The 26,245-nt window shown below is 71.7% G+C and carries 24 protein-coding genes and 1 tRNA gene; 17 read left to right on the top strand and 8 right to left on the bottom strand.

Annotation, left to right across the window (positions count from 1 at the left end; all coding sequences use genetic code 11):
* The first annotated feature begins 147 nt into the window (after nt 1–147).
* The gene (locus tag ACZ418_RS15650) at nt 148–1,026 is read left to right on the top strand and encodes a bifunctional DNA primase/polymerase (RefSeq protein WP_468362564.1); all 879 of its coding nucleotides are present in this window, start codon (nt 148–150) and stop codon (nt 1,024–1,026) included.
* Nucleotides 1,027–1,355: 329 nt separating this feature from the next.
* On the top strand, nt 1,356–1,604 hold the full coding sequence (locus ACZ418_RS15655; protein WP_468362566.1) for a hypothetical protein: 249 nt from the start codon (nt 1,356–1,358) through the stop codon (nt 1,602–1,604).
* A gap of 57 nt (nt 1,605–1,661) precedes the next feature.
* On the opposite strand, the gene ACZ418_RS15660 is transcribed toward ACZ418_RS15655, so the two are convergent.
* Together ACZ418_RS15660 and ACZ418_RS15665 are read right to left on the bottom strand one after the other, a co-directional pair.
* A tRNA-Ser gene (locus ACZ418_RS15660) sits at nt 1,662–1,749 on the bottom strand.
* Between the two features lie 219 nt (nt 1,750–1,968).
* Entirely contained in the window at nt 1,969–3,492 is a 1,524-nt protein-coding gene (locus ACZ418_RS15665) for a S1C family serine protease (RefSeq protein ID WP_468362568.1), read from the bottom strand.
* A 260-nt stretch (nt 3,493–3,752) separates the two neighbouring features.
* On the opposite strand from ACZ418_RS15665, the gene ACZ418_RS15670 reads away from it, so the two are divergent.
* The 3 genes from ACZ418_RS15670 (at nt 3,753) to ACZ418_RS15680 (ending at nt 6,710) form a co-directional block, all read left to right on the top strand.
* Nucleotides 3,753–4,583: a glycerophosphodiester phosphodiesterase gene (locus ACZ418_RS15670; protein WP_468362570.1), complete on the top strand. Its 831-nt coding sequence runs from the start codon at nt 3,753–3,755 to the stop codon at nt 4,581–4,583.
* 168 nt (nt 4,584–4,751) lie between these two features.
* The gene (locus tag ACZ418_RS15675; protein ID WP_468363197.1) at nt 4,752–5,387 is read left to right on the top strand and encodes an ATP-binding protein; all 636 of its coding nucleotides are present in this window, start codon (nt 4,752–4,754) and stop codon (nt 5,385–5,387) included.
* Between the two features lie 357 nt (nt 5,388–5,744).
* A complete protein-coding gene (locus ACZ418_RS15680) occupies nt 5,745–6,710 on the top strand; it encodes a DUF5926 family protein (protein WP_468362572.1) in 966 nt (321 codons plus the stop codon).
* Between the two features lie 242 nt (nt 6,711–6,952).
* Here the strand turns inward: ACZ418_RS15680 and ACZ418_RS15685 are convergent, their stop codons facing one another.
* Nucleotides 6,953–7,600 carry a hypothetical protein gene (locus ACZ418_RS15685; protein ID WP_468362574.1) on the bottom strand — a complete coding sequence of 216 codons (648 nt, stop codon included), beginning with the start codon at nt 7,598–7,600 and terminating at the stop codon, nt 6,953–6,955.
* A gap of 213 nt (nt 7,601–7,813) precedes the next feature.
* On the bottom strand, nt 7,814–8,500 hold the full coding sequence (locus ACZ418_RS15690; protein ID WP_468362576.1) for a bifunctional DNA primase/polymerase: 687 nt from the start codon (nt 8,498–8,500) through the stop codon (nt 7,814–7,816).
* 495 nt (nt 8,501–8,995) lie between these two features.
* On the opposite strand from ACZ418_RS15690, the gene ACZ418_RS15695 reads away from it, so the two are divergent.
* The 3 genes from ACZ418_RS15695 to pdxR all read left to right on the top strand — a co-directional run bounded on the left by ACZ418_RS15695 (nt 8,996) and on the right by pdxR (nt 13,668).
* Nucleotides 8,996–10,513: a PP2C family protein-serine/threonine phosphatase gene (locus ACZ418_RS15695; RefSeq protein WP_468362578.1), complete on the top strand. Its 1,518-nt coding sequence runs from the start codon at nt 8,996–8,998 to the stop codon at nt 10,511–10,513.
* Between the two features lie 157 nt (nt 10,514–10,670).
* Nucleotides 10,671–12,155, top strand: a complete 1,485-nt coding sequence (locus tag ACZ418_RS15700; RefSeq protein ID WP_468362580.1) for an aminopeptidase P family protein — start codon at nt 10,671–10,673, stop codon at nt 12,153–12,155.
* Between the two features lie 145 nt (nt 12,156–12,300).
* Entirely contained in the window at nt 12,301–13,668 is a 1,368-nt protein-coding gene (gene pdxR, locus ACZ418_RS15705; RefSeq protein ID WP_468362582.1) for a MocR-like pyridoxine biosynthesis transcription factor PdxR, read from the top strand.
* A 10-nt stretch (nt 13,669–13,678) separates the two neighbouring features.
* On the opposite strand, the gene ACZ418_RS15710 is transcribed toward pdxR, so the two are convergent.
* Together ACZ418_RS15710 and ACZ418_RS15715 are read right to left on the bottom strand one after the other, a co-directional pair.
* On the bottom strand, nt 13,679–14,242 hold the full coding sequence (locus ACZ418_RS15710) for a GNAT family N-acetyltransferase (protein WP_468362584.1): 564 nt from the start codon (nt 14,240–14,242) through the stop codon (nt 13,679–13,681).
* Nucleotides 14,243–14,249: 7 nt separating this feature from the next.
* Nucleotides 14,250–14,696: an ATP-binding protein gene (locus ACZ418_RS15715; RefSeq protein ID WP_468362586.1), complete on the bottom strand. Its 447-nt coding sequence runs from the start codon at nt 14,694–14,696 to the stop codon at nt 14,250–14,252.
* Between the two features lie 186 nt (nt 14,697–14,882).
* Here ACZ418_RS15715 and ACZ418_RS15720 point away from each other — a divergent pair, with 186 nt between their 5' ends.
* From ACZ418_RS15720 to ACZ418_RS15760, 9 genes are all read left to right on the top strand, one after another.
* Nucleotides 14,883–15,737: a hypothetical protein gene (locus tag ACZ418_RS15720; protein ID WP_468362588.1), complete on the top strand. Its 855-nt coding sequence runs from the start codon at nt 14,883–14,885 to the stop codon at nt 15,735–15,737.
* 160 nt (nt 15,738–15,897) lie between these two features.
* A complete protein-coding gene (locus tag ACZ418_RS15725; RefSeq protein WP_468362590.1) occupies nt 15,898–16,635 on the top strand; it encodes a YcnI family copper-binding membrane protein in 738 nt (245 codons plus the stop codon).
* A gap of 106 nt (nt 16,636–16,741) precedes the next feature.
* Complete coding sequence (locus tag ACZ418_RS15730) at nt 16,742–17,395, top strand: SCO family protein (protein WP_468362592.1); 654 nt, start codon at nt 16,742–16,744, stop codon at nt 17,393–17,395.
* The gene (locus ACZ418_RS15735; RefSeq protein ID WP_468362594.1) at nt 17,392–17,868 is read left to right on the top strand and encodes a copper chaperone PCu(A)C; all 477 of its coding nucleotides are present in this window, start codon (nt 17,392–17,394) and stop codon (nt 17,866–17,868) included. Before ACZ418_RS15730 ends, ACZ418_RS15735 begins: the two co-directional genes overlap by 4 nt.
* Nucleotides 17,869–17,885: 17 nt before the next feature.
* Nucleotides 17,886–19,811 (top strand): copper resistance CopC/CopD family protein, encoded by a 1,926-nt coding sequence (locus ACZ418_RS15740; RefSeq protein ID WP_468362596.1) that lies wholly within the window; start codon nt 17,886–17,888, stop codon nt 19,809–19,811.
* A gap of 8 nt (nt 19,812–19,819) precedes the next feature.
* Nucleotides 19,820–21,103, top strand: a complete 1,284-nt coding sequence (gene efeB, locus ACZ418_RS15745) for an iron uptake transporter deferrochelatase/peroxidase subunit (RefSeq protein WP_468362598.1) — start codon at nt 19,820–19,822, stop codon at nt 21,101–21,103.
* 107 nt (nt 21,104–21,210) lie between these two features.
* Nucleotides 21,211–22,143 carry a prephenate dehydratase gene (pheA, locus tag ACZ418_RS15750; RefSeq protein WP_468362600.1) on the top strand — a complete coding sequence of 311 codons (933 nt, stop codon included), beginning with the start codon at nt 21,211–21,213 and terminating at the stop codon, nt 22,141–22,143.
* 594 nt (nt 22,144–22,737) lie between these two features.
* Nucleotides 22,738–24,015, top strand: coding sequence for a serine--tRNA ligase (serS, locus tag ACZ418_RS15755; protein ID WP_468362602.1), 1,278 nt, complete (start codon nt 22,738–22,740; stop codon nt 24,013–24,015).
* Complete coding sequence (locus tag ACZ418_RS15760; protein ID WP_468362604.1) at nt 24,012–24,812, top strand: HAD family hydrolase; 801 nt, start codon at nt 24,012–24,014, stop codon at nt 24,810–24,812. The genes serS and ACZ418_RS15760 overlap by 4 nt, the downstream gene beginning before the upstream one ends.
* Before the next feature lie 378 nt (nt 24,813–25,190).
* On the opposite strand, the gene ACZ418_RS15765 is transcribed toward ACZ418_RS15760, so the two are convergent.
* Nucleotides 25,191–25,442 carry an SGM_3592 family protein gene (locus ACZ418_RS15765; protein ID WP_468362606.1) on the bottom strand — a complete coding sequence of 84 codons (252 nt, stop codon included), beginning with the start codon at nt 25,440–25,442 and terminating at the stop codon, nt 25,191–25,193.
* A 78-nt stretch (nt 25,443–25,520) separates the two neighbouring features.
* Entirely contained in the window at nt 25,521–26,240 is a 720-nt protein-coding gene (locus ACZ418_RS15770) for an ABC transporter permease subunit (RefSeq protein ID WP_468362608.1), read from the bottom strand.
* Between the last annotated feature and the right edge of the window lie 5 nt (nt 26,241–26,245).

The following is a 26,245-nucleotide window of genomic DNA, read 5'->3' on the forward strand; positions in this document are numbered from 1 at the left end:
CACCAGGAGGGATCAGGCGGCCCTTTCCCTCAGCAAGCGACACAAGGGACGAATCGTTCCGGCATATATCCGGCCATTTTCCCCGCCCTCGGCGCGTCGCCATCGACCCCTCTTCCCTTTTTCGAACGTGCGTACGAACATGAAGGTATGGCCTACACCGACCGGCAGGCCACGACGCTGGCCCTCGCACACGCCCTGTCAGCCGCCGAACGCGGACTGGCCGTCATCCCCCTGTCCCGGACGAAGCTCCCGGCCCTGCGCTCCCCCCACCGCGACGACCCGGACCCGGCCGGACCCCGCTGCCACGGCGAGTGCGGCCGCCTCGGCCACGGCGTGTACGACGCCTCGACCGACCCCGTCCGTATCCGCGAGCTGTTCGCCGCCGCGCCCTGGGCCACCGGCTACGGCATCGCCTGCGGGCTGCCGCCGTACCACCTGATCGGCGTCGACCTGGACACCAAGTCCGGCACGAGCTCCTCGACCGCGCTGCGCGAACTGGCCCTGCGCCATCTGTTCACCATTCCGGAGACGGTCGTCGTCCGCACCCCGAGCGGCGGGCGTCACCTGTGGCTCACCGGCCCGCCGGACGTCGTCGTACCGAACTCCGCCGGACGCCTCGCCCCCGGCATCGACATCCGCGGCGCCGGCGGCTACCTCGTCGGCCCCGGCTCCCGCACCGACCACGGCGTGTACACGACCGCCCCCGGCACCGCGCACCTGATCCCCGCCCCCTGCCCGCCGTCCCTGCTGCGCCTGCTGGTCCCGCCGCCGCGGCCCCCGGATCCGCGTCCGCACCCCGTGGTCGCCGGCGACCACGGCCGCGGCCTGGTCCAGTTCGTCCTCTCCGCGCACGAGGGCCAGCGCAACACCCGTCTCTTCTGGGCGGCCTGCCGCGCCTACGAGAACGGCATCGGCCCCGCCCTGGCCGACCCCCTGACCGAGGCCGCCCGCCACACCGGCCTGTCCGAACGCGAGGCCCGCGCGACGATCGCCTCGGCGGCACGGATGACGGGGCACCAGCCCTGACAGCGGGAAGCCCGCGGAGCACGTGACAGGGGCGCCCCCCTGAGGAGGCGCCCCTGTCCAACGTCCGCCGTGGGTGTGGACCACGCCCGCTCCACGGTGTGCGGGTCGACGGCAGACGGGATGGAAGCTGCCGCTCTCGTACGCTTATCGGATGCGCAGGCCCTACTCGGAGGTGCAGTGGTCGGCACGGAAGACGGACGAGGCAAGGGACGTGTGCTGATCTTGTGCGCATTGGTGACACCAACTCCCGTCTCCACGCTGTGAGAGACGCCGGCCATGCGTTCCTGCGGGACCTCGGTTCAGATGACGGCGAGCGCGTATGTGCCCACATGACCCGGACCGCGCAGACAGAACTCGCCGCGAATCAGCACCGGACGAGTTGCCCACAGGCAGTCAACGCCCTCGTCGGCCCTCTCGGCAGCGCCGAGCGACAGCAGCTGGCGACCTCCTATGACTCCGCGTTCTTCGCAAAAGAGGGGAGTTTCGGGCATGTCAATGTCCGCGACAACCCGCTCCAGATCACCGAGTTGCTTCTGTCTGAAAGCCATGGGAGGTGGCTGGTGGCCGAAATGAAGTAGTTGGCCGTCCCAACACAATGGCCCCTGACCGGTCTACCTGGTCAGGGGCCATTGAGCTGGCGGTGGGTGTGGGATTTGAACCCACGGTGACTCGCGCCACGACGGTTTTCAAGACCGTTCCCTTAGGCCGCTCGGGCAACCCACCTCGCTTCCGCCCACCTGGGGCGGAGCGGGTACAGCGTACCGGGATCGAACGTCCGGCGGGTGGTGTGGTCCGTAGTGGAGCGCCGGGAGCCGGTACGGAACCGAGGGTGGCCGCGTGATGACAGGTGACCAGCGTCCGGGCCGGCGCACGTGTCCCGGCGCGGCGAGGGGCGACTCTCTGGTGAGAAGCGCCCCCACGCGTGCGTGCAGCCCTCGGACGTCAGTTGTCGCCGACGCGGGAGCCCAGGGTCAGGTCGGTCGTGTGCTCCTGGCCGCCGCGCTTGTAGGTGATCGTGACCTTGTCGCCGGGCTTGTGGGTCCAGATCTCGCCGATCAGGGTCGGGCCGCTGTCGATCACCATGTCGTCCAGCTTGATGATCACGTCACCCGGCTTGAGGCCGGCCTTGTCGGCGGGGCCGCCGGACTCGACCGCGGCGGAGCCGCCCGCGCCCTGGTCGGTGATCTTCGCGCCGCCGTTGGAGTCCTCCAGCGAGACGGAGGCGCCGATCTTGGCGTACACCGGCTTGCCGGTCTTGATCAGCTGCTGGGCGACGTACTTGGCCTGGTTGATCGGGATGGCGAAGCCCAGGCCGATCGAGCCGGACTGGCCGGAGCCGAAGCCGCCGCTGCTGGTCGACTGGATCGCCGAGTTGATGCCGATGACCGCGCCGGAGGCGTCCAGCAGCGGGCCGCCGGAGTTGCCCGGGTTGATCGACGCGTCGGTCTGCAGCGCGCTCATGTACGACGCCTTGCTGGTGGAACTGCCGTCGCTGGAGGCCACCGGGCGGTTCTTGGCGCTGATAATGCCGGTCGTCACCGTGTTGGACAGACCGAAGGGCGCGCCGATGGCGATCGTCTCGTCGCCCACGGCCACCTTGTCGGAGTCGCCGAGGGCGAGCGGCTTGAGGTCGGACGGGGGGTTCTTGAGCTTGATGACCGCCACGTCGTAGCCCTGGGCGTGGCCCACGACCTCGGCGTCGTACTTCCTGCCGTTCGGGAACGTCGCGGTCAGCTTGCCGCCGTCGAGCGCGTCCGCCACCACGTGGTTGTTGGTGACGATGTGGCCCTGGGTGTCGAAGACGAAGCCGGTGCCCGTGCCGCCCTCGCCGTTGGTGCTCTCGGCCTCGATGGTGACGGTGCTGGGCAGCGCCCTGGCGGCCACGTTGGCGATCGTGCCGGGCGCGCGCTTGACCTGGGTGGCGCCGTTGTCGAAGGCGGAGACGGTGGTGGAGCCGTTGTTGTCGTTGTCCTTGGCCAGGGTGTAGCCGAGGCCGCCGCCCAGGCCGCCCGCGACCAGCGCGGCCACCAGGACCGCGGCCACCAGACCGCCGCGCCCGTTGCGCGGCTTGGGGGCGGGCTGCTGGTACGACGCTCCCCAGCCGCCGACGCCGCCCGCGCCGCCCGCTCCACCGAAGCCGTCGGCGGCACCTGCACCGCCGGCACCGTAGGACGCGCCCTCGCCGTAGGGCGGGTTGGCCGGCGGCGGAGGCGGCCAGGAGCCGTCGGGGGCCGAACCCGGGGCCGACGGGCCGGAGGCGTGCGGGGTGGAGGGGTGCGGGGCGGCGGGCCCGCCCGGCTGGGGTTCGGCCACGGCCGGAGTCTCCTGGGGTACGGGCGGGAGGGGAGCCGTCGGCTCGTTCCCCCCGGAGGTGGAGCCCTGCGGGGAAGTGGCGGGAGAGGCCACCGGCACAGGAGGTGCGGACGGGGCCTGGGGTACCTCGTTGCCCTCGTTCTCGGTGCTCACAGCTCTTCTCCTCGGTCCACGGCTGTTGTGTTCGGTCGCACTCGGTCACGCTCGGCAGCTGTGCATGGTGCTGTGGTCAGTCTTCACTGTTCCGTTTGTATGCAGTCAGTTTTTCCCACGAGCCGTCAGAGCACCATAAGCGGTGGCTGTGGGTCCGTGACCAGTCTTTATATAGGGTGTTACCGGCAAAAGTTACATAAATGGGCACCAGGTGTCCCCGAGCCGCCCCGCGCACCCCCGGACGGTGGCACCATGACGCGGTGACCCACGCACTACAGCGCTCCGTCCAGGTCGTCGCCCACCGGGGCGCCTCCGAAGACGCGCCCGAACACACCCTGGCCGCCTACAAGAAGGCGATCGAGGACGGCGCCGACGCCCTCGAGTGCGACGTACGGCTGACCGCCGACGGCCATCTGGTCTGCGTCCACGACCGGCGTGTGAACCGCACCTCCAACGGCCGCGGCGCCGTCTCCGCGCTGGAACTGGCGGATCTCGCCACCCTCGACTTCGGTTCCTGGAAGACGCGTGAGAGCTGGCGCGGACGGGTCGAGGAGCCCGACTGGGAGCACCGGCCGGAGGACCGCGAGGAGACCTCCGTACTCACCCTGGAGCGGCTGCTGGAGCTGGTCTCGGACGCCGGGCGGCGGGTGGAGCTGGCCATCGAGACCAAGCACCCCACACGGTGGGCCGGCCAGGTCGAGGAGCGGCTGCTGACGCTGCTGAAGCGGTTCGGCCTGGACGCGCCGGCCTCCGCCGCCGAGTCCCAGGTCCGGATCATGAGCTTCTCGGCGCGCTCGCTGCACCGCGTGCGTGCCGCCGCGCCGACGCTGCCGACGGTCTACCTTGTGCAGTTCCTCACACCGCGGCTGCGCGACGGACGGCTGCCCGCGGGCGTGCGAATCGCCGGACCCTCGATCCGTATCGTGCGCAACAACCCCGCCTATGTGGAGCGGCTGCAGCGCGCCGGTCACCAGGTGCACGTGTGGACCGTGAACGAGCCAGAGGACGTCGATCTCTGCGTGGAGCTGGGCATCGACGCCGTCATCACCAACCGCCCGCACGCGGTCCTGCGTCAGCTGGGGCGGGTGTGACCACAAGAGGGCGGTAAGGAGCCGTGCCCGCCCCCTTGACCCCGCTGTGCGGCTGCTGAATCCTCCCCTCTCGGCCACACCATGAAATCCAGCCATACGACGACCACAGGAAAGGCCTTCGTCACAGGGAGTGCTCCGGCGCGTTCGTTCCGTGCAGGGCTGTTGCGAATGCGTCACCGGAAGAGGATTGGCCGGTTTCCGGTACAGGCCAATGGGGCATCCACACCGTGGCGTGGGGCAAAGGAGGTCTCGGGGGTGGCGTTGGTGGTGGCACAGGAGGTGCCCACGTCGTCGAGCATGGCCGTACCCCATGGCCCTGCGGGCGTGGGGAAGGCGAGACACCTGATGCGTTCGCAGTTGCGGAGCGGTGGTGTGTCCGAATCGGTCATCGACGACGCCGTACTGATCCTTTCCGAACTGCTGAGCAATGCCTGCAAACACGGGCGGCCCCTGGGCGACGCGCCGGCCGGCGACGGCGATGTGCGCGCAGCGTGGCGGGTCGACGGGCGGGGGCGGCTCATCGTCGAGGTGACGGACGGCGGCGGTCCGACCCGCCCGGCGCCGGCCACCCCGTCGGTGACCGCGCACGGCGGCCGCGGGCTGAACATCATCACGGCGCTCGCCGACGACTGGGGCGTCCGGGACGACGTGCGCGGCGAGGTGACGGTCTGGGTGGTGGTCCACGAAGACGTCCACGATCCCGATGCCGGATGCCGCCGGGACGGTTTCGCTACGCGCGTCACGTCCCGCGTGCCGGACCTGCCCGGACTGGACTTCGCGGACGCGTTCGAGGACCTGGACTGACGGACGGGTCGAGGAGTTGGGCCGAGGGGCGTGATCGAGGGCCTGAGCCACGCGGCGAAGGACACCGGCCCGGCGGCACCGGAGCCCGGTCCGGTGGCACCGGAGCCCGGTCCGGTGGCACCGGAGCCCGGTCCGGTGGCGACGGTCGTGGACCGGCCCCGCGGTCGTAAGCCGAACCGGCGCCAGAGGCCCCCGCCCGGAGGACCTCGACCGCGCCGAAGGACACCCCGAAGTCGTCCACAGGTTCACACCGTTGGAGTCGAGCGGGCGTGCGTTGTCCACAGGTTCCAGCCGGTCATGGCCTGAACGGCTAGGCTCCCGCCGTACGAGAAGAGCCGTAACCGGGAGACACCCACCATGGCCAAGAAGCGACCCCAGACGAAGGCCGAGCGGCCGCAGCTCAGTGATGCGGAGGTCCCGGTTGTCGGCGCCCGCGAGCCCTGCCCCTGCGGCAGCGGCCGGCGCTACAAGGCGTGCCACGGCCGGGCCGCGGCGCATGCGGTGACCGAGCTGGTGCACCGCCCGTTCGAGGGGCTGCCCGGCGAGTGCGACTGGGTGGCGCTGCGCGAGCTGGTGCCGGCCGCGACGGTCGAGCTGACCCTCAAGGGCGGCCTGCCCGAGGGCGTCCCGTCGGTCACACTGGCCACGGTGCTGCCGATGGCCTGGCCCGCGCTGCGCCGCGACGACGGGTCGATCCTGCTCGGCCTGCAGAACGACACGGCGTCCGGTGACCTCAGCCGCGACCTTGCCGACACCCTCCAACGCGCCCTCCAGGCCGAGCCCGGCACCCCGGTGCAGGGCCGCCGCGCCCCGGCCGGCGGTCCGCGGCTGCAGGATCTGCTCGACCTCCAGGCACCGTTCGAGCCGGAGGTGCACAGCGGCTTCGAGTTCTGGGTGCCGGACGCGGAGAACGCCACGCCCGAGGTGACCGCCTCCCTGGAGCGGGCCAACGCCGCCGCCATCCCGACGGCGAGACTGACCGGTGTGGACGCCGCGTACTGGTGCGAGACCCCGGAGAAGAACCATCTGCGCTGGGTGATGCCGCACCCGGAGGAGCAGCTTCTGGACGCTCTCGCGCGGCTGCACGCGGCGGGCCGTTCCCATCTGGGCGAGGGCACCCGGCTCGTGGGCTCCTTCCGTGCTCACGGGCTCACCGTGCCGGTCTGGGACCTGCCGAGCGGGGTCACGGCGGACGACGTGGAGAAGCCGGCCGCCGAGTTCGCCGAGCGCCTCGCCGCCGCCCTGGCCGCCACCGAGCCGCTCACGCCGGACGAGCGCCGGGCACGCGGCGGCCTCACCAACCGGCAGGTCACGCTCAGCTGACGCCGTCGCGCGCGTCCGTGGACTGAACGGTCGGTAAGGCGCGCGCCCGGCCCGCGGAACAGGTGACTCCTGTCACAACTCCCCCTGGCGACAGGTAAATCGGTGGCCGAATGCCCCAGACGGAATTTGCGAACCGCCGATCTCTTGTTACCGTTCCAGTAGCCCGGTTGCTGGTGCATCCCCCGTCGCCAGCAACCGGGCCTTTCCATGTCCACATGCGGTGTACGGCGGGCCGCGGGGCGTCAACTCCCGTAGGCAGAGGCAGAGTTGCCGTCGGCGTCCGCCGAGTTGCTGCCCGAGCGCAGCAGCAGCGCGCCGTCGGCCCCGTGCGCGGCGAACTCGGTGACGGCCGTGTAGGCGTCCATGCCGCCCCGGCTGCGCTCCCGGGGTGTCTCGCAGGTGGCGGGCTCGTCGTCGACGCTGGTGACACAGCGCATCTGCAGGCTGTGGCCGCCCGGGCCCATCAGGCTGAGCACGACGTCCAGCGACTTTCCGGCGGAGTTGCGGTAGTAGGTGCGGGCCCAGGTGTCGGTGCCCTCGGCCAGCACGCAGGTCTGCGCCTCGATGCCGTCGGGGGAGGTGAGCTGGGGGCCGCACCGGGTGGCGGTGTCCAGGCCCAGCCCGAGCAGCCGAGGGGCCCGGTCGAGCGAGGGCGGCTTGGCGTCCTGCTGCCCGGAGCCTCCGTCAGGCCGACCGGAGTCCGGGTCGCTGCCGGAGGCGTCCTGCGACCCTGAGGTCCGTACGGCGTCCGGTGCCTTCCCGGCCACCACGTGCCGGACCGCCTTGCCCACCTGCCCTGCGGACGCCACGGCCAGCGGCAGCACGACCGCAGCCGTCACGGCGGCCACGAGCGCGAGCAGCCGCAGCGTTCGAGAGTCCGGTCGGCGCACACCCGCCGACCGCACACCCGCCGGCGCTACCCCCGTCGGCCGCACCCGCGTCGACCGCACACCCACCGGCCGCGCCGCGCCCCGTACCGATCGGCGGCCGTGCCGCCCGGAAGGCCTCCCGGAGAACCGAGTGCCTTGTCCCCCAGCATTTCGCAGCATGTGCGGAACATAACGAGCCGACGGAGCTCGCAGCCCCGCCCGCGCCCGACACCCCTACAACTCGGGCGCGCTCACACCCGTACGAGTGAGGGCGTCGACGACGGCGTCCACCACGGCCTCCACGTCGGGCACCCAGGGCGCGGCCGAGCCCGGCAGTGGGGCGCGCTCCCAGCGGACGGCGCCCTGGCCGGTCTCGGACGGGGGCAGGGCGAGGTAGCCGCCTTCGCCGTGGAAGCGCAGCGAGCCGGGGACGAAGTCCTTGGCGTAGAGCAGTTCGCCCAACTGCTCCATGGAGTACGGCTTCACCAGCAGCGCCCAGCGGGTCGGGGAGGCGATCACCGGGCCGAGGCGCATGCCCCGCCGGTCGAGCAGGGCGAGGGCGCGGGAGGCGGCGAGCGCCGGCAGGCTGACGGCGCAGGGCGCCTTGCCCCCGGTGGCCAGGACGATCGGCGCGCTCGGCCGGTTGGTCCACCACCAGCGCACCATGCGGGCGTCGGTCGTGGCGGCGAGCAGGCCGGGGTCGAAGGGGTGCGCACCGGGCACCGTGCACTCCGGGTCGGGGCAGGCGCAGCGGGCCCGACCCTGCGGGTCCGGGGCCACGCCCGGGAGTACCGGCCACCGCCACTCGGTCGCGAAGGTCAGGGCCGCGCCGATCAGCTCAGGCCTCTCGTCGTTCCGCCCGGGCCTCCCGTCATTCCGCCTGGACAGGAGCCTGCGTCGCCTTCCGAGGATCTCGCGCATGAGCGCTCGTTCCTTTCCGTTGCACCGCTGGCAACACCGTGGTCCACATCACACCATGTGTCGATCACTTCACTGTGCGTACCTGTTGGCGCATCACACCCCTGCGCACGGCAGGGGGAACCCCAAGGGGTCGAGCATGGGCCGCGTCCGCGTCCATAGTGCGTCTGGCAAAAGCACGGGCGTGGCGCGGGGGGTGGCGAAGTATGGCGTTTTGCCGTCGCGCGTGTTTCTCTCCGCCTCCGCCGCGGGAGGATGGGGCTCGGCCGTCGGTGGCTATGACGCCCGGGTCCGTCGCCAGGTTCCGGGTGGCCCCCAACCACCCCTGGCCTTCACCGAGTACGTACCCATCACGACCGCTGTGACGCTCCGTGGAGCAAGGCCAGTCGACCGCAATGGACCGATACCTCGTGCAGTTTTCAGCCAACTTGGCAGTAAGGCAAGGGGTTCAGGGGAAACCTCGTCCGGCTCATGGACACCAGGAATCCCTGCAGGACAATGCTGGACATCCCCTCACGAGTGCGTGTACATGTGGAGGCACTGCTAGCGGCGCAGAATTCCATGGGGGTTTGCGATGCTTTTCAGCAATACGCACCGGTCCGAGAGCCGGACGCCATGAACGCCCCGCACCCTCCGAAAGTGGCTGGAATCGATCCAACGGTTCCGACGCCCGCCCACACTGTCGCGCCCACTCCCCCCGCCGCCGGTGCCGGTCCCTCCCCCGACCCCGCTCTCGTCCCCGCGCCGAACACCCCCGCGCCCGGCGCCCTCCTCCAGGACCGGCTGGCCGGCTGGGTCTCGGACCTCACGACCCTCCACGAACTCACCGAGCGCCTGTCCCGCAGGAACGCACTGGAACCGGCCCTCCATGAACTCCTGCGCGCCGGAGCCGCCCTCGTCGGCGCCCGCCGCGGCCTGGTCGCCCTGGAACCCGGCGACGGACTCGGCCCCCGCACCACCCTCGGCCTCGGCCTCGGCCGCGCCGACCTCGGCCACATCGAGACCGTCCCCCGCGGCGCGCTGCCGTACGACACCGGCACGAGCGCCGAGATCGTCCACCCCGACCTGCTCGCCGAGGACGGCCTCGACCCCCGGCACCGTGAGGTGGCCGCCCGCCTCGGCTACGCCGCCAGCTACGCCCTGCCCCTCGCGAGCGAGGCCGCCGGCCGCCTCGGCGCCGCCGTCTGGCTCTATGACGAACCGGCCGAACCCCACGAGCGGCAGCGCCACCTCGTCGGCCTCTACGTCCGGTACGCCACCGAGCACCTCGCCCGGCTGCTGGAGGTGGAACGCGCCCGCGCGCACGTGGCGACCATCACCGAGGAACTGCTGCCCACCCGGCTGCCCCGCGTGCCCGGCGTCCAGCTCGCCGCCCGGCACCGCACCGGCCCGCACGGCGGGGGTGACTGGTACGACGCGCTGCCGCTGCCGGAGGCCGCGCTCGGCCTGTCCGTCGGCTCGGTCACCGGCTCCGGGCCGAGCGCCGTGGCCGCGATGGGCCGGCTGCGCGCCAGCTTGCGCGCGTACGCCGTGATGGAGGGCGAGGACCCGGTCGCCGTCCTGTCCGACCTGGAGCTGCTGCTGCGGCTGACCGAGCCCGCCCGCTCGGCCACCGCGCTGTTCGCCTACTGCGAGCCCGCCCTGCGCAAGATCACCCTGGCCGGCGCCGGACACAGCCCGCCGCTGCTGATCGGCGAGCGGCGCACCGAGTTCGCCGAGACCTCCGTCTCCGCTCCGCTCGGCATGCTCGCCTGCTGGGAGGCGCCGAGCGTCGAGATCGAGGCGGAGGCCGGGGAGACGGTCCTGCTCTACACCGACGGGCTGCTGCACCGTACCGGCGACCCGACGGACCGCGCCTTCGCCCGCCTGCACGCGGCCGCCGCGAGCACCCCGCGCACACTGCGCCAGGACCCCGGCGCCGTCGCCGACCACGTCCTGCGCACCGTCCTGCCGGACGGCCTGGACGCGGCCGACAGCGAGGAGGACGTGGTACTGCTGGCGGCCCGCTTCGACTGAGCACCGCCCCCGGGGGCTGGCATGACCGGGCATAGCAGGGCGTCCGACCCTGGTCCGCCCGCGGTACGACCGTACGATGATGGTGGTCCCCGCTCGGCCACAAGCAGGAGCGTCGCGGGCCCCGGGGGAGATCACAAGGCGTATCGAGGAGGATCACGTGTCCGACGAGCTCAACCCGGCTGTCCCCGACTCCGCTACCGCGGAGGGCCCGGAGGCCGAGTCCGAGGAGCCCATCAAGCAGCGGAAGAACGGCCTGTACCCGGGCGTCTCCGACGAGCTGGCCGAGAACATGAAGTCCGGCTGGGCCGACACGGAACTGCGTGACCTGCAGCCGATCCCGCAGGCCGGCGAGACCGCCCGCCGCCGCGCCGCGCTCTCCGCCCGCTTCCCGGGCGAGCGCCTGGTGATCCCGGCGGGCAACCTGAAGACCCGCTCGAACGACACCGAGTACCCCTTCCGCTCCTCCGTCGAGTACGCGTACCTCACCGGCAACCAGACCGAGGACGGCGTCCTCGTCCTGGAGCCGAAGGACGGCGGCCACGAGGAGACGATCTACCTCCTGCCCCGCTCCGACCGCGAGAACGGCGAGTTCTGGCTCTCCGGCCAGGGCGAGCTGTGGGTCGGCCGCCGCCACTCCCTCGCCGAGTCCGAAGCGCTGTACGGCATCCCGGCCGCCGATGTGCGCGAGCTGGCCGGCAAGCTGCGCGAGGCCACCGGCCCGGTGCGCGTGGTGCGCGGCTACGACGCCGGCATCGAGGCCGCGCTGACCGACAAGGTCACCGCCGAGCGGGACGAGGAGCTGCGCGTCTTCCTCTCCGAGGCCCGGCTGATCAAGGACGAGTTCGAGATCGGCGAACTGCAGAAGGCCGTCGACTCCACCGTCCGCGGGTTCGAGGACGTGGTGAAGGTCCTCGACAAGGCGGAGGCCACGAGCGAACGCTACATCGAGGGCACGTTCTTCCTCCGCGCGCGCGTGGAGGGCAACGACGTCGGCTACGGCTCCATCTGCGCGGCCGGCCCGCACGCCTGCACCCTGCACTGGGTCCGCAACGACGGCCCGGTCCGCTCCGGCGACCTGCTCCTGCTGGACGCGGGCGTGGAGACCCACACCCTCTACACCGCCGACGTCACGCGTACGCTGCCGGTCAACGGCACGTACACCGAGATCCAGAAGAAGATCTACGACGCCGTGTACGAGGCCCAGGAGGCCGGTATCGCGGCGGTGAAGCCGGGCGCCAAGTACCGCGACTTCCACGACGCCGCCCAGCGCGTGCTCGCCGAGAAGCTCGTCGAGTGGGGCCTGGTCGAGGGCCCGGTCGAGCGCGTCCTGGAGCTGGGCCTGCAGCGCCGCTGGACCCTGCACGGCACCGGCCACATGCTCGGCATGGACGTCCACGACTGCGCCGCCGCGCGGACCGAGACCTACGTCGACGGTGTCCTGGAGCCCGGCATGGTGCTGACGGTCGAGCCGGGGCTGTACTTCCAGTCCGACGACCTGACCGTGCCGGAGGAGTACCGGGGCATCGGTGTCCGCATCGAGGACGACATCCTCGTCACCGAGGACGGCAACAGGAACCTGAGCGCTGCGCTGCCTCGGCGGTCGGGCGAGGTCGAGGCATGGATGGCCACGCTGAAGGGTTGATCTGGGATTCAATGGCCGGGTACCAGGGAGTGCCCGGCCATTTCGTCTGCCGGTCGTCCATGGCTGGTCGCGCCCACGCGGCGGAGCCGCATATCGGCACAGCCCCGCGCCCCTTTGGGGCGCGTGCACTGACGGGGGTGAATGGGTGGACGACGACTTCTGGTCCGGTGTCGGTGTCGATCTGCATCTGGAGCCGGATTCGGCGGACGGGCGCCGGATCGGACTGGAGCGGGCCCTGAGGGACGCCGTACGCGACGGGCGGCTCGTGCCCGGGACCCGGCTGCCGGCCACCCGGCGGCTCGCCACCGAGCTCGGCATCTCGCGCGGCACCGCCAAGGCCGCCTACGACCAGCTCGTCGCCGAGGGATACCTGACGGCACGCCAGGGCTCGGGCACCCGGGTCGCCGAACTGCCGCCCGTCGCCTCGGCGGAACCCGGCACCGCGGCACGCACGCGTGCCCCGCGCTTCGATCTGCGCCCCGGCAGCCCGGACGTCGGTGCGTTCCCGGCGGCGGCCTGGCTGCGCGCGCTGCGCCGGGCCATAGCGACGGCGCCCTCACTGGCGTACGACTACGGCGACCCGCGCGGACGGATCGAGCTGCGCACGGCGCTCTCGAGCTATCTGGGCCGGGCGCGCGGGGTGCTCGCGCCGCCGGAGCGGATCGTGATCACCTCCGGGTACGTCCAGGGCCTCGCGCTGCTCACGCGCGTGCTGGACGGCGCCGCCGTCGCCATGGAGGACCCAGGGCTGCCGTTCCACCGCGAGGTCGTACGGCGGGGTGGCGGAACGGTCCTGCCGGCACCGGTCGACGCGCGCGGGGTGCGCCCCGAGGACCTCGGCGAGGCCGCCGCCGTGGTGGTCACACCGGCGCACCAGTACCCGACCGGGGTGACCCTGCACCCGCAGCGGCGGCGGGCGCTCGGCGACTGGGCACGCGCGCGTGGCGGACTGATCGTCGAGGACGACTACGACGGGGAGTTCCGCTACGACCGCCAGCCGGTGGGCGCGTTGCAGGGCATGGCACCGGGCCAGGTGGTCTACCTGGGCACCGCCTCCAAGACGCTCGGCCCCGCGCTCCGCCTCGGCTGGATGGTGCTGCCGCCGCACCTGGTCGACGCGGTCGCCGACGCCAAGCTGCACAGCGACCACCACACCGAGACCATCGGCCAGCTGGCGCTCGCCGAGCTGATCGACAGCCACGCCTACGACCGGCACGTACGCGCGTGCCGGCTGCGCTACCGGCGCCGCCGGGACCAGTTGCTGGGCCGGCTGGGGGCGGGCCGGAGCGTGCACGGGATCGCGGCGGGGCTGCACGCGCTGATCGACGTGCCCGACGAGGCGGAGGTGCTGGCCCGCGCGGAGGCCGAGGGCCTCGCTCTCGGCGCCCTCGGCGACCACTGGCAGGTGCCCGGCGAGGGCCGACCGCAGGGCCTGGTCGTCGGCTACGGGACGCCCCGCGAGCGGGTGTATCCGGAGGCGCTGGAGGTGCTGGCGAAGGTGCTGGGCGCCTGAGCCGGGCTCGTCACAGGGCGGGGTCGCGGTCGTGCAGGATCCGCTGGAACAGCCGGCAGTCCCGCCACTGCCCGTCGATGTGCAGGTACTTCGGGGCCATACCGATCGGTTCGAACCCGCATTTCGTCAGCACCCGCTGCGAGCCGGTGTTCTCGAGCAGCGTGGAGGCCTCGATCCGGTGCAGCCCCACCGTGTCCCGCGCGATCCGGCAGACCCGCTCCACCGCGGCCGTGGCCAGACCGCGTTTCTGCTGGTCGGCGGCCACCCAGTAACCGAGGGAGGAACTGCAGAAGGGCCCTTTGACGATCCCGGTCAGGGTGATGGTCCCGACGATCCGCCCGTCCGCCGCCTGGAACACGAAGGGAACCACGCCGCCCTCGGAGAACACCCGCAGCAGCCCGTCGATCCGCTCCCGCTGCCCCGCCTCGGTGAAGAAGGACTCCGGCCGGCGCGGCTCCCACGGCCGCAGGTGCTCACGGTTGTCCACGTAGGCCGCGCTCAGCGCGGCCGCGTCGGCCCGGGCCAGAAGCCGGAGCGTCACCCCGGGCGCTATGTCGCCGCTCTCGATCTCCATGCCCTCACTATGCCGTCAGCAGCGAGGGGTCCTTCGTCCATTTGAGGATCTTGTCGAAGCTGACCACCGTGCCGCCCCGGCCGGGCTTGGCGCCGATGTGGACGTGGTCGGCGAGTTCCCGGATGAGACACAGGCCGCGACCGTGCTCGGCGTCCACGCGGGCGGGCCGGATCTCCTGGGCACGGGCGAACCCCGGTCCGGAATCGGCCACTTCGATACGGCACTTCTCGCCGTCGAGATACGCGGTCACCCGGTACGCCTCCGAGACGCCGCCGTGCGACGCGCTCCCGCCGTGCTCGACGGCGTTCGCGCAGGCCTCGGTCAGCGCGACGGACAGGTCGTAGGAGACCTCCGGGTCGACGCCCGCCGTCTCCATGGTGCCGATCAACAGCCGCCGGGCGAGCGGCACGCTCGCGGCCTCGCGGCGCAGATGGAGTGACCACCAGATGCTCATGCTCCAGCCTCCTGGCCGCGGAACGACATACCGATACGTATTGCCGCCCGTAGGGGGCCGTAAGCACACAGTTGACGTGACTCCGCCCATACAGCCGATGTGCGGAGGGAGGAATCGGTGTATGAGGGACGTTCCCCCGGCCCTGCCGCAGGGCGCCCGTGAGCGCAGTGCGATGATGAGGCCGCCATGACTGCCCCCCACCCGCGCACGGCGCGTCCCGGAGCCGGGCTCCGGATCCTGCGGGCCGCGGTGTTCGCCGCGGTCTGCGTCGCGCTGGCCGCGTGCGGGCACACCCTCGCCTCCTGCGCGGGGGTGCCCCTGTGGACGCTGGGCGCGGGCTTCCTCGGCTGTCTGCTGCTCGTGGTGCCGCTCGCCGGGCGGGCCCGCTCGCTGCCGGGCATCGCCGCGCTCCTCGCGCTCGGCCAGACCGCGCTGCACACGCTGTTCGGGCTGGGCCAGCACGGCACCGCCATGGCCTCCGGCGGGACGGCGACAGGGGCGATGAACTCCACCGGCTCGACGGTCTCCTCGCTCAGCGACACCGCGCTGGTCGAGCAGGCCGCGCGGCTGCTGTGCGGGTCGAGCCCGGCCGCGCTGACCCCGGGGCACGCCTTCCACCTGCTGTTCGCCGCGCACCTCGTCGACCGTTCGGGCCGGCCCGTGGCGGCCGTGGGCGGCATGCACCACGCGTACGACGCCACCGGCGCCTCCGCCGCACTGCTGCCCTCGCTGCCGATGCTGCTCGGCCACGTCCTCGCGGCCGTCGCCGCGGGCTGGCTGCTGCGCCGCGGCGATCTGGCGCTGCTGCGGCTGATCGAGCTGTCGGCGCACGGAGTCGCGGAGGGGGCGTTCGTACGGTCCCTGCGCGCCGCGCTTGCGCTGGTGCGCGCCCTGTGCGCCGGACTGCTCCCCGCCTCCGAGCCCCTCACGCACGGCCGTCGTACCGCACCGGACGAGGCACCCGCCCCGCACACCACCGCACTCCAGCACACGGTGATCCGGCGCGGCCCACCCGCCGCCGGCTTCCGTCTCGCCGCCTGACGCGACGCGCGCACCACTGCACCGATCCGGTGATCCGGAGCAGAGGGCTGCCGCCGTCGCGCGGCACGCGCGCGTGCGCACCGTGAACCCCCGAAGGGCACGGCCACACGCACGCGTACCTCTCTTCGCCACCAGAACCCTCAGAGTGGAGTGCTCTGCCATGCAGGCTTCTCGTATCGCATCCCGCACCCTCGCCGCCGGCGCCGTCGCGGGCACGGCCGTACTGGCGCTGTCCGTCCCCGCCTTCGCGCATGTCTCCGTGCAGCCGGAGGGCACCGCGGCCAAGGGCGGTTACGCGGTCGTCGACTTCAAGGTCCCCAACGAGCGCGACAACACCTCGACCACCAAGATCGAGATCAACTTCCCGGCCGGCCACCCGCTCGCCTCGGTCATGCCCGAGTCCGTCGCCGGCTGGAACGTGCAGGTCACCAAGTCCAAGCTGGACAAGCCGCTGACCGTGCACGGCGAGAAGATCGACGAGGCCGTCACCAAGGTCACCTGGACCGCCGCCGGCAAGGGCATCCAGCCCGGCTACTTCCAGAAGTTCCCGCTCTCCCTCGGCGCCCTGCCCGAGAACACCGACCAGCTCGTGTTCAAGGCGATCCAGACGTACTCCGACAAGGAGGTCGTGCGCTGGATCGAGGTGCCGCGGGCGGGCCAGGACGAGCCGGAGAACCCGGCGCCCGTGCTGCAGCTGTCCGCCGCGACCGACGACCACCACGGCACGGCGGGCGCCGAGGACGCCTCCGACACGACCGCGGACACGGCCGCCGCCGATTCCGGATCCGGCTCCCACGACACCGACACCACCGCGCGCGTGCTCGGCGTGGTCGGCATCGTCGTCGGCGTCGCGGGCGTCGCCTACGGCGTCCTCGCGGGACGCCGCCGGACCGCCTGAGCCCTTCCGGACCGCGCACCGGGGTCGTGCGGTGCGTGCGACGCTGTCGAGGCTGTCGTACGACCCCCGGTGCGCGCCGGATTACCTACATCTGGGACATTTTTCTATGCGTAAGAAGACGTTCGCCGCGGCCGCGCTGCTCGCCGCCGCCTCCCTGACCCTCTCCGCCTGCGGCAGCGGGAACGACGACAAGTCGCCGGTCTCCGTGGTCTCGGAGGAGTCCGACTCGGGCAAGGCCGCCACCGTCCTCGACCAGCCCTTCCAGAAGCCGGACCTGGTCCTCACCGACACGCACGGCAAGAAGTACGACCTCCGCCAGGAGACCAAGGGCCATCCGACCCTGCTGTACTTCGGCTACACCCACTGCCCCGACGTCTGCCCGACGACGATGAGCAACATCGCCGTCGCCGAGAAGGCCCTGCCCAAGGCCGAGCAGAACGACCTGAGGGTCGTGTTCGTCACCACCGACCCCGGCCGTGACACCCCGGCCGAGCTGGGCAAGTGGCTCAAGGGCATCGACCCGCAGTTCATCGGCCTGACCGGCGACTTCGCCACCATCCAGGCCGGTGCCCGCTCCGTCGGCATCTCCGTGGAGCCGACGACGAAGGACAAGAACGGCAAGCTCGTCTCCGTCCACGGCACCCAGGTCATCGCCTTCTCCCCGAAGACGAACGGCGGTTACGTCCTCTACGGCGAGGACGCCACGGTCGACGACTACACCAAGGACCTGCCCAAGCTCGTCAAGGGAGCGAATCCGTGAGGCGTCGCCCCGCCCTCGTGACCGCGGCCGCCGCGCTCGCCGGCACCCTGACCCTCGCCGGCTGCTCGGGCTCGTCCGGCTCCGGGTCCGAGGCCTCGAAGGCCGAACTGTCGGTGAGCGGGCCGTACATGCCGCAGCCGGTCTCCGCCGACATGGCCGCCGGCTTTCTGACGATCACCAACAAGGGCGGCGCCGCGGACGAGCTGACCGCGGTGACCAGTGACATCGCCGGCCAGATCACCATGCACAGCACCATGGACGGCGCCATGCAGGAGAAGAACTCCTTCGCCGTACCCGCCCACGGTCAACTCGTGTTCAAAAGCGGTGGCAACCATCTGATGTTCGAGAAGCTGAAGCGCAAGCCGAGGCAGGGCCAGACGGTCGCCGTGCAGCTCACCTTCGCCAAGTCCGGGCCCCTCACCGTCGAGATGCCGGTGAAGTCCGCCACGTACAACCCGTCGACCGGCCACTGAGGGAGGGACCCACCACCGTGACGCGGACCATCACCCCCACGGGACACCGGGGCAGCCTGCGCACCCTGGTGCTGCTGCTCCTCGCCGTCATCGGCGTGACGCTCGCGGGTGCCGGACCGGCCTCCGCGCATGCGGCGCTGACCGGCAGCGACCCCGCACAGGGGGTGGTGGTCAAGCAGGCGCCCAGCCAGGTGTCGCTCACCTTCTCCGAGAAGGTGGCGACGAACGACGACTCCCTGCGCGTCCTCGACCCCCGGGGCAAGCCGGTCCAGACCGGCACACCCGCCAACCTCAGCGGGACGACGTACGCGGTGAAGCTCAGGAGCGGCCTGGGCAACGGCACCTACACGGTGACCTACCAGGTCGTCTCGGCCGACAGCCACCCCGTCTCCGGCGCCTACACCTTCTCCATCGGGGCGCCCTCGCAGACCGTGGTCTCCGGCACCGGGCCGGTCGCGGGCGGCGGAGCCGTGGGCGGGCTCTACGCGTTCGGGCGGTACGCGTCGTACGCCGGGTTCATCGTGCTCGCCGGCGGCGCGGCCTTCGTGCTCGCCTGCTGGCAGCGCGGCGCGAGCGTACGGGCCGTGCAGCGGCTGGTGGTCGGCGGCTGGCTCACGCTCACCGCGGCCACCCTGTGGCTGCTGCTCCTGCGCGGCTCCTACACCACCTCTGGGAAGTTCGCCGACGTCTTCGACCTCGGTCTGCTGGGCCAGGTGCTGCAGACCAAGACCGGCGCGGCGCTGGTCTCGCGGCTGCTGCTGCTCGCCGCCGCCGCGCTGTTCATCGCCGTCCTCTTCGGCGCGTACACCAAGCGCGAGGAGGGCCAAGAAAAGCGCGATCTGACCTTCGGGCTCGCCATCGGCGGTGTGGTCGTCGCGGCGGGGCTAGCGAGCTGCTGGGCCATGACCGAGCATGCCTCGGTCGGGCTCCAGCCGGGCATCGCCATGCCCGTCGACGTCGTCCACCTGCTCGCCGTCGCCACCTGGCTGGGCGGGCTCACCGCCCTGCTGGTCGCCCTGTACCGGGCGCCCGCCGAGACACCCGTGGAGGCCGCCGCTGTCCGCCGCTTCTCCCGGCTGGCCTTCGGATCCGTCGTCGTGCTCGTCGCCACCGGTGTCTACCAGTCCTGGCGGCAGCTGGGCTCCTGGTCGGCGTTCACGGACACCCGGTACGGGCAGTTGCTGCTGGTCAAGATCGGACTGGTGGCGCTGCTGGTCGGCATCGCCTCGATATCGCGACGGTGGACGGGGCGACTCACCGACAGCGCCGACACCGTCGTGGTCGACTTCGACGGGGAGGCCGAGAAGGAGCGCGTCGCAGCGGCGAAGGCGGCCGGAAAGAACACCGGCGCCGACGACTCCCGGCGCGCCGCCCAGCTCGCCCGGCAGCGGGCCGCCATGGACACCGCCCGGCAGAAGCGGCTGCGGGACGGCGACGCGAACCGCTTCGGGCTGCGCCGTACGGTGCTCGCCGAGGCCGGTGTCGCGGTCGTGCTGCTCGCCGTCACCACCTGGCTGACCCAGACCGAGCCGGGCCGCACCGAGCTGGACGCCAAGGCCGCCTCCTCGTCCTCCTCCACCTCGGCCCCGGCGCCCTCGAACGGCGCGCTGACCCTGGACATGCCCTTCGACACCGGCGGCACCGACGGCAAGGGCGTGGTCAGCATCGACCTCGACCCCGCGCGCGTGGGCGGCAACGAGATGCATGTGTACGTCCAGCGCCCCAACGGCCGGGCCTTCGACATCCCCGAGGTGAAGGTGGCCTTCACCCTGGAGGCGAAGAAGATCGGCCCGCTCCCCGTGACCCCCGACCACATCACCACCGGCCACTGGTCGGCGAGCGGAGTGCAGATCCCCATGGCCGGCGACTGGAAGATCGCCGTCACCGTGCGGACCTCCGACATCGACCAGGTGACCGTCTCCAAGAACGCGCAGATCGGCTGAACGACACCATGCCCGACCAGTCCATCCCTCAGGCCCGTACCGCCGCCGAGGTGTCCGGGGCGACCGAGTCCGCGGGCGGCCACGGCATCTCCCGGCGCGCCCTGCTCGGCACCGCGGGCGCCACCGGGCTCGTGCTCGGCGCGGCCGGCGGGGCCGTGGGCTATGCCGCCGCGCCCGACCCGGCCACCCCCCTGACCTCGGTGGGCTCCGACCGGGTGATGTTTCACGGGAAACATCAGCCCGGCATCACCGAGGGGCTCCAGGCCCGCGGTCATCTCGTCGCCTTCGACCTGGTGGCGGGCGCCGGCCGCAAGGAGGCCGCGGCCCTGCTGCGCCGCTGGTCGACGACGGCCGAGCGGCTGATGGCCGGCGAGGCCGCGCCGCACGACGACACCGATGTGGCCCGCGACGCCGGGCCCTGCTCGCTGACGATCACCTTCGGCTTCGGGCACTCGTTCTTCGGCAGGACCGGTCTGGAGCAGCAGCGGCCGAGCGCGCTGGACCCGCTGCCGGACTTCTCCTCCGACCACCTCGACAAGGCGCGCAGCGACGGCGACCTGTGGGTGCAGATCGGCGCGAACGACGCCCTGGTCGCCTTCCACGCCCTGCGCGCGATCCAGAAGGACGCGGGCGGCGCAGCCCGCCTGCGCTGGCAGATGAACGGCTTCAACCGCACCCCGGGCGCCACCGCGCACCCCATGACCGCCCGCAACCTCATGGGCCAGCTGGACGGCACGCGCAATCCGAAGCCGGCCGACGCCGACTTCGACCGGCGGATCTTCGTGCCCGCCTCGGGCGAGCCGGCCTGGATGGCGAACGGTTCCTACGCCGTCGTACGCCGCATCCGCATGCTCCTGGAGGACTGGGAGAAGCTGTCGGTGCCGGCGCAGGAGGCGGTCATCGGGCGCCGGAAGTCCAACGGGGCGCCGCTGTCCGGGGGTGACGAGACGACCCCGATGGACCTGGAGAAGACCGACGCCAAGGGCGAGTACGTCGTCCCCCTCAACGCTCACGCCCGGATCACCCGGCCCGACAAGAACGGCGGCGCGGCCATGCTGCGGCGTCCCTTCTCCTACCACGACGGCTTCGATGCGGACGGCACGCCCGACGCCGGTCTGCTCTTCGTCTGCTGGCAGGCCGACCCGCTGCGCGGCTTCGTCCCGGTGCAGCGCAAGCTCGACCGGGGTGACGCGTTGTCGCAGTACATCCGGCACGAGGCGAGCGGACTGTTCGCGGTGCCGGGCGGGGCCACGAAGGGCGAGTATGTGGGGCAGCGGCTGCTGGAGGCGTGATCAGCAGGATCTGGCTCTTTTGTGGATTTCCCGTTTCAAACCACTCGGTCGAGTGGCATTCGTGAGACGCATACGACGGGCTCCCGAACGGCCATTAGGGTGAGGACATGCCAGCGAGCTATGCGTATCTCGGCCCCGAGGGCACCTTCACCGAAGTCGCCCTCCGGACGCTCCCGGAATCGGCCACCCGGGAGCTCGTCCCGTATGTGTCGGTGCAGTCCGCGCTGGACGCGGTGCGGGCCGGCGAGGCGGAGGCCGCGTTCGTGCCGATCGAGAACTCCGTCGAGGGCGGCATCACCACCACCCTGGACGAGCTGGTCGCGGGCGAACCGCTGACGATCTACCGCGAGGTGCTGCTGTCGATCACCTTCGCGCTGCTGGTCCGGCCCGGCACCGCGCTCAAGGACGTCAAGACGGTCTCCGCCCACCCGGCGGCCCAGCCGCAGGTGCGCAACTGGATGCGCAAGCACCTCCCGGACGCGCACTGGGAGTCGGCCGCCTCCAACGCGGACGCCGCCCGCCTGGTCCAGGAGGGCCGCTACGACGCCGCCTTCGCAGGCGAGTTCGCCGCCGCGCGGTACGGCCTGACGGCACTGGAGACCGGGATCCACGACGCGGAGAACGCGCAGACCCGGTTCGTGCTGGTCGGCCGCCCGGCCCGGCCCGCCGCGCCGACCGGCGCCGACAAGACCTCGGTGGTGCTGTGGCAGAGCGACGACCACCCCGGTGGCCTGCGTGACCTGCTCGGCGAGTTCGCCTCGCGCGGCATCAACCTCATGCTGCTGCAGTCCCGGCCGACCGGCGCCGGCATCGGCAACTACTGCTTCTGCATCGACGCCGAAGGCCATATCTCCGACCGGCGGATGGCGGAGGCGCTGATGGGCCTGAAGCGGATCTGTCTGCAGGTGCGTTTCCTCGGCTCCTATCCGCGTGCGGACATCGGGCCGGCCGAGGCTCCGGCGACCCGGCCGGGGACGTCGGACGAGGAGTTCATGGCGGCGGCGGACTGGGTGGCGCGCTGCCAGGACGGCCGGTTCTGAGGCAGCCGTAGACTGCTTCCGGCCAGTACTACCTGCCTATCTTCGTTATCCACAGAAGTTATCCACAGGTCCGCTTCTCGACCTGGGGACAAGTCGACAAGGTCGTGTGAGCCGGTCGACAAATCGCCCCGCGCGCCCCCGATGCGGCCACTATCCCGCACCTCACCCTTCGTCCACTCGTTTCCGTTGATTCATCTTTTGGAGCGACCCCTTTCCACTCAAAAGTGGGTGTGAACCGGGCTTGCCCTGGGAATTCTCCCGTCCGCCCCGATGTTCCGGAGTGATCAATTCCGAAATCCACAGACCTTCCACACAGCCTGTGGATAACTCTGCGGAGGGTGTGGATCGCTGTGGACAGCGGGCCTACGAAGTCCCGTTCTCCACAAGGAAATCCGGTCAACCCGGCGCCCGGACGCTGCCCCGTCCCAGGTAGTGAGACACTTTTCCTTGACGGGCCCAGATGGATCTTTCGACATGTTCCGACACGTTCCGCAATTTGCGCATAGCGGAACGTAAGCGACAAACTGGGGCGAATCCCAGCGTCATGGAATAGGGATTCGTGAGCGGCAAGCCCGCACCGGTAGCCTTGGCCTCGTGATTGACCTTCGCCTGCTCCGTGAGGACCCCGACCGTGTGCGCGCGTCCCAGCGCGCCCGTGGAGAGGACGTCGCGCTCGTCGACTCCCTCCTGTCTGCCGACGAGCGGCGCAGGTCCTCCGGCGTCCGCTTCGACGAGCTGCGTGCCGAGCAGAAGCAGCTCGGCAAGCTCATCCCCAAGGCCACCGGCGACGAGAAGGCCGAGCTGCTGAAGCGGGCGAGCCAGCTCGCCGCCGACGTCAAGGCCGCCGACGCCGAGCGCGACGCGACCGACGCCGAGACCCAGGAGCTGCTGCTCCAGCTCGGCAACCTCGTCCACCCCGACGTGCCCGTCGGCGGCGAGGAGGACTTCACCACGCTGGAGACGCACGGCACGATCCGTGACTTCGGCGCCGAGGGCTTCGAGCCCAAGGACCACCTGGAGCTCGGCCAGCTGCTCGGCGCCATCGACGTCGAGCGCGGCGCCAAGGTCTCCGGCTCGCGCTTCTACTTCCTCACCGGCGTCGGCGCCCTGCTGGAGCTGGCTCTGGTCAACGCGGCGATGGCCCAGGCCACCGCGGCCGGCTTCACCCCGATGCTGACCCCGGCGCTGGTCCGCCCGCAGTCGATGGCGGGCACCGGCTTCCTCGGCCAGGCGGCCCAGGACGTCTACCACCTCGACAAGGACGACCTCTACCTGGTCGGCACCTCCGAGGTTCCGCTCGCGGCCTACCACATGGACGAGATCCTCGACGCCGACAAGCTGCCGCTGCGGTACGCGGGCTTCTCGCCCTGCTTCCGCCGCGAGGCCGGCTCGCACGGCAAGGACACCCGGGGCATCTTCCGTGTGCACCAGTTCGACAAGGTCGAGATGTTCTCCTACGTCGCGCCCGAGGACTCCCAGGCCGAGCACCAGCGGCTGCTGGAGTGGGAGAAGCAGTGGCTGACCTCGCTGGAGCTGCCGTTCCGCGTCATCGACGTCGCCTCCGGTGACCTCGGCGCCTCGGCCGCCCGCAAGTTCGACTGCGAGGCGTGGATCCCGACCCAGGGCAAGTACCGCGAGCTGACCTCGACCTCGGACTGCACCGAGTTCCAGTCCCGCCGCCTGTCGATCCGTGTCCGCGACGGCAAGCAGGTCAAGCCGCTCGCCACCCTCAACGGCACGCTGTGCGCCGTACCGCGCACGATCGTGGCGATCCTGGAGAACCACCAGCAGGCCGACGGCTCCGTCCGGGTCCCCGAAGTGCTGCGCCCGTACCTGGGCGGCCGGGAGGTCCTGGAGCCGGTCGCCAGGTGACCGGATTCCCCTACCGGCTGATCGCGACCGACCTCGACGGAACGCTCCTGCGCTCCGACGAGTCGGTCTCGCGGCGCACCCGAGACGCGCTCGCCGCGGCCACCGCGGCGGGCGCGGCCCACATAGTCGTCACCGGCCGCGCGGTCCCGTGGACCCGCCACATCCTGGACGACCTCGGCTATGAGGGCCTCGCCGTCTGCGGCCAGGGCGCGCAGGTCTACGACGCCGGGGCGCACCGCCTGCTGACGTCCGTGACCCTGGACCGACAGCTGGCGGGCGTGGCCCTGGCGAAGATCGAGTCCGAGGTGGGACCGCTGTATCTCGCGGCCGGCCGCGACGGCCTCGACGGGGAGGTACTGGTGGGCCCGGGCTATGCGGTCACGGGCACACTCCCCGCCACCCCCTTCACGGACGCGTCCGACCTCTGGACGGCTCCGCTGAACAAGATCTACATACAGCATCCGACGATGGGCGACGACGAGCTGGCGGAGGCCGCCCGGCAGGCCGCCGGCGGTTTTGTCACCGTGGCCGTGTCGGGCACGGGCATCGTGGAACTCCTCCCGCTGGGCCTGTCCAAGGCCACGGGACTGTCTCTGGCCGCCCGCCGTCTCGGCCTGAAGGCCGCGGACACGATCGCCTTCGGCGACATGCCCAACGACATCCCGATGTTCGCCTGGGCCTCCCGAGGCGTGGCCATGGCCAACGCCCACGAGGAGCTCCGCGCGGTGGCGGACGAAGTGACCTCCTCCAACGAGGAGGACGGGATCGCGGTGGTGCTGGAGCGCTTGCTGGGTTGATCGCGAGGCAGCGCCGCCGCTGCGGGCAGTCGTGCCGCTGGGGCGGCACGGGTGGGCGCAGCGGCACCTCGTCAGCGCCGCGTTGCGCGACTCACCCAGCCGCCCCAGCGCAGGGTGCCCCCTTGTCAAGGGGGCCACGGGGAAGGCGGCCCACGTGAGCGCAGCGCTCACGTGCTCGAAGCGGCCGCCCCGGGCAGCTCCTAGGGCTCTACGGCGGGGTAACTACACCGGAGCCGGCCTCGGGCTGCCCTGTCGGGAGCTGGGCGTACTGCCGTGCATGGGCATCGCCCTGCTCCTCTCCCAGATCGTGGAGCCGGGACGATCCCGGCGGATGGGGCACAACCACTGTGCCTCGCCGCCGAGTTGAACGCCACTGAATTACCGGCGGCGCCACCTGCGCCGGCGTGCCTTGCTGAAGAACCAGCCCGCCGGTGGCTCGTCGGAGCGCCACGGCTGCGGCTCCGGCTCCTCTGCGCGCCAGCGGGCGGCGAGCATCCGTGCTCTCGCGGACGGCTCGGAGGTCTCCGCGCTCCGTATGAAGGCCTCGTCCAGGACCAGTTCGCCCAGGCCGTCCCGGACGTCACCCTCGGAGCGCGCGTGCCCGTCGTTTCCCGGCATCTCCTCTGTCATCGACGACCTCCTAGCCATACATCCGCTTTGTCCAGTGTGCCCGGACCGGTGTGAAGTCCCCGTCAAGCCGCCGGAGGCCTACTCCTCGCCCGCCAGCTTCAGCGTCCGCAGCTTCTGCCCGGCGTACCAGGTGGCCAGCACGGTCACCGCCACCAGCAGCACCGTGGCCGTCGGCAGGCCCACCTCCGAGGTCACCAGGTCACCGCCGGCGACCTTGTGGGCGACGGCCAGCGACCACTGCTGGACACTGAGCGTGCGCGCGCCGGGCACCAGCGAGCCGAACAGCGCCTCCCAGACCAGCGCATAGACGAGCCCGAAGACCACCGCGTGCCGGGAGACCGTGCCGAGCAGCAGGAACAGCGCCGAGTAGGCGATGGAGGAGACCAGCGCGGCGACCGTGTAGGCGACGGCGACCTGCTGGCCGTTGCCATTGAGGATCAGGCCCGCGATCAGGGTCGGCACCGCCGAGAAGACCATGGTCACGGCGACGGCGACGATCAGCTTGGTGAAGATGATCGCGGGCCGCTTCAGCGGCTTGGACAGCAGATAGACGACGGAGCCGTCGTCGATCTCCGGTCCGATCGCGCCCGTGCCCGCGATGACGCCGATGATCGGCACCATCGTGGCGATCGCGAAACCGCCGAGCACGTCGGAAGCCGTCTGGTCGTCGGCTCCGGTCAGGCCGCGTACGGCCACGGAGATCACGATCAGCAGCAGCGGCAGCGCGCCGAGGATGAGGGCCCGGCGGCGGCCGAGCAGGGCCCGGTAGGTGAGCCGGGCGACGGTGGGGTCGTACATCTTCG

The sequence above is a fragment of the Streptomyces sp. NPDC030820 genome, assembly GCF_055572075.1.